The organism is Frankia sp. AiPs1 (assembly GCF_023716945.1).
GTDB lineage: Bacteria > Actinomycetota > Actinomycetes > Frankiales > Frankiaceae > Frankia.
The window spans coordinates 1-2,347 of sequence record NZ_JAMQQF010000746.1 but is presented as its reverse complement, the minus strand read 5'-3'; the positions used below and the strand labels follow the sequence as shown (position 1 = coordinate 2,347).

General features: G+C 73.2%; 2 protein-coding genes. Both read right to left on the bottom strand.

The features are described from left to right. Positions 1 to 1,593: serine/threonine-protein kinase (locus ND748_RS30200; RefSeq protein ID WP_251749634.1), on the bottom strand; the 1,593-nt coding region annotated here is incomplete at its 3' end. 93 nt (positions 1,594 to 1,686) lie between these two features. Continuing rightward, positions 1,687 to 2,229: a photosystem II reaction center PsbP family protein gene (locus ND748_RS30195; protein WP_251749632.1), complete on the bottom strand. Its 543-nt coding sequence runs from the start codon at positions 2,227 to 2,229 to the stop codon at positions 1,687 to 1,689. Positions 2,230 to 2,347 lie beyond the last annotated feature (118 nt).

The window sequence follows — 2,347 nt, the reverse complement described above, 5'->3', positions numbered from 1 at the left end:
GACGACGACCGCGCCGGCCGCGATCGCGAGGGTCCGTCGCCGTCGCTCCCCGGCGCCGCCGGATCCCCGGCCGTGGCCGGGCCCGTCGGAACCGCGCTGGTGCGCCGCCTCGGAGCGTCGGCGGGCCTCGTCGAGGGGAACGAGCCCGGCGGCGTGATCGTCGTCGAACAGCCCGAGGCTGGCCGTCGACGCCACGGGAACAGCGCCGATGCGGGTCTCGTCGTCCGCGCCACCGTGCGTCGGTCCCGTCGCCTGAGCGGGCGGCCCGATCCGTGTCTGGGCATCGTGATCGGCCTGGGGGCGGGTCCGGTGCGGCGCGGCGGGTCGGACCGGCTCATGCCGGGGTGGCCGGGGGCCACCGCCGGTGGCGGGCGAGATGGCGGTCTCGTCCAGCGCGCCGAGTACCGGATCCGCGGTGATCTCGGTGTCAGCGGACTCGGCTGGCCCACGGGCCGAGGTGGTGCCGCCGCCGGGCGGTACCGGACCGCCCGTGGTGCGCGGGCCCGTGCCGCCGGGCTGGCCGGACATGGCGGCGCCCGTCGACGGTCCGCTCCACGCCGGGGGCTCGGCCCGGTCGCCGGGACGACCCGCCGCCGACCCGCCGCCGTCGGCCGAGGCCGAGGGAGACGGAGCCGCCGGTTCGTCGAGGTTCTCCAGACCGACGTCAGCGGCGCTCGCGCCCGCCTCGTCGTCCTCCGAGCGCGGCCGGGCGTGCATGACGGAGGCCGGCACCGGGTTGGCGTTGCGAGCCACGGGAATCAGCCGTCGCCGGATCTCCGTGACGTCCGGGCGTTCCTCCGCCGGCCGGTCCATCAGGTCGCTGAGCAGGTTGCGCAGGGGCCCGGCCAGCCGGAAGGCGCGGCGGCGACCCTCGACCACGGCGGTCAGCACCGCGTAGGTCTCCGGGCCCTCGAACGGCGGCTGGCCCTCGACCGCCGAATACAGGGTCGCGCCGAGACCCCACAGATCGCTCGCCGGGCTGCCCGAGGAGCCTCGGACCCGCTCGGGGGCGATGTACGCGGGGGAGCCGACGAGCGCGCCGGTCCCCGTCAGGGTCACATCACCCTCGGTCGCGGCAATGCCGAAGTCGGTGAGGCGGACCCGGCCGTCCCGGCCGAGCAGGACGTTGCCGGGCTTGACGTCACGGTGCAGCACGCCGGCGGAGTGCGCCGCGGCGAGCGCGTCCGTCAACGCCAGCCCGATCGCCGCGACCTGGTCGAAGGGCAGCGGGCCGTGGGTACGGATCACGTCGCCGAGGCTGTCCGCGTCGACGAGCTCCATGATGATCCAGTGCCGCTGGTGCTCCTCGACCACGTCGTACACAGAAACGATGGCGGGGCTGTGTAGACGGGCCAGCGCGCGGGCCTCTCGCAGCACCCGGGCCCGGATCGCGTCGCGCTCGTTCTGCGCCCCGGCCATCGGGACGAGGATCTCCTTGATGGCCACCGGCCGCTGGAGTAGTTCGTCCTCACCACGCCAGACGACGCCCGCTCCACCACGCCCGATGGGCGTGTCGAGACGGTAGCGCTGAGCTACATACCGAGGCGTGCTGTGCCGAGAGGTGTCCGGGGGCACGCTTGCCGATTTGGCCATCGTGTCAAGTCTGACAGACGGAAGGATCCGCGCGCCCGACGGCCGGCGGGTTTCCGGCCACCGCGAGAGTCGGAAACCCGACCAATGCTGACATCACGGACCGGGCCGGAAGGCGCTGAAGAGCTGGTGCATCAATGCTTGATCCTGCAACCACAGATCCTCCCGGGTATGCCAGTAGAGGGCATATCCGTGGCCGTTGCGAATCGCGCCCCGGTTGAGCACATGCACCATGACCCCGTCCGACCTGCGGTACCCGAACTCCCAGTCGGCCTGCTCGGTGCCATCCCCACCGTCGCTGGGAGCCAGCCGTACGCGCCGATAGTCCTGCACACTCCGAACGAAACCGGCCTCGTTGCGTTGCCAGTCACCGATCGCGGAGGTGTTTGCCCGACTGACGCTACCGACCCGCAGGAACGCCCGGGTAGCCGGGTCCACGAAATCGACGTTTCCGGGGCCGCCGGGGCCCTGCTGGCGCTGCCAGGCCGACGGGTAGGCCACCGACCAGCCGGCATCCGGATCCGCGTAGGAGACCCAACCTGGAGGCGCGGTGGCCGGGGTGGTGTCCCGGGCCACCGGATCGGCGGCTCCGGCCGGCGGGTCGGCCGGGCGGATGCTGGCCGGGCCGCTCGCCGCCACGGACCCCCCCCCCGGAGCGTATACACCCGGTGGGGTCCAAAAAAAAACGCCGCCGCACCCACACGACCGTCCGCATGACAAACTCGAACCCGTCCCTCACCCTCACTTCGGAACCCCA